An 837-nucleotide genomic window follows, 5' to 3' on the forward strand; every position below is an offset into this window, starting at 1 on the left:
AAGGAGATAATCGTCATCGGCTTTATTTATTGCTCATGGTAGTTTGTTTGGCGACAATTATCAGATCATAAATAAGGCCTTTTTTCTACCTAAAATATAGCGTTATCGCTAAAGATCCTGTCTATGATGTTCTTTTAAATTATTTGCAACTTTCTAAATACTAATGGAAAACTTCTCAACGGCACTTGCCCCATACATCCAAGATTTAGACTCAAATATTCTGACGTTTATAAGCATTGTAGTATCAGTTATAGGTGCATTACTTAGTCTTTTAGTAGCCATTTTAGGGGTTTGGTTTGCTGTTGCTCAGTATAGGTTGAAACGCTCAATAAAAATTATCGGTTCAGTTTCTTTCACTGATAGCGCCTTGTACAATGATTTATATCCTGATCAAATTGTCATCCAAAACCTGAAAGATAAGTCTGAAGCAATCTTTGGGATACATATAAGGCTAGGCAACAACATATACATTACAATGGAAGATTTAGAAGACTCTCCAATCGTGATTGGGCCATTCGAAACTTTAGTACGAAACTACAAGCCATTATCTTTCTATGGTTGTAACAACTACAAAGTAAATATCAACCCTGCGATTCAAGAGAGAAAGGGATGTGTGGTAGTTCTTACGACTAACAAAGGTAAGTATGTAACAAAGCAAAGAAAGCACTACTGGAGTCCAATTTTAGATAGTCTCAACAACGCTACAATTTCCAGGGCGGGATTAAGCTTTGTTAAATCTTTTAACCAAAGAAAATCTCGCTCCTAAAATCGCCATTCCATGCTGCCTTTCTTATTTTGGTTGGTTTACTGGCTTTTAGTGGATGCTGCTCTAAAAGG

General features: G+C 36.1%; 1 protein-coding gene. It reads left to right on the forward strand.

Annotation, left to right across the window (positions count from 1 at the left end; translation table 11 throughout):
- Positions 1-163 precede the first annotated feature (163 nt).
- On the forward strand, positions 164-766 hold the full coding sequence (locus IEW93_RS21870; protein WP_188741288.1) for a hypothetical protein: 603 nt from the start codon (positions 164-166) through the stop codon (positions 764-766).
- The last annotated feature ends 71 nt before the right edge of the window (positions 767-837 follow it).

The sequence above is a fragment of the Shewanella inventionis genome (assembly GCF_014641855.1).
In the GTDB taxonomy this organism is placed as follows: domain Bacteria; phylum Pseudomonadota; class Gammaproteobacteria; order Enterobacterales; family Shewanellaceae; genus Shewanella; species Shewanella inventionis.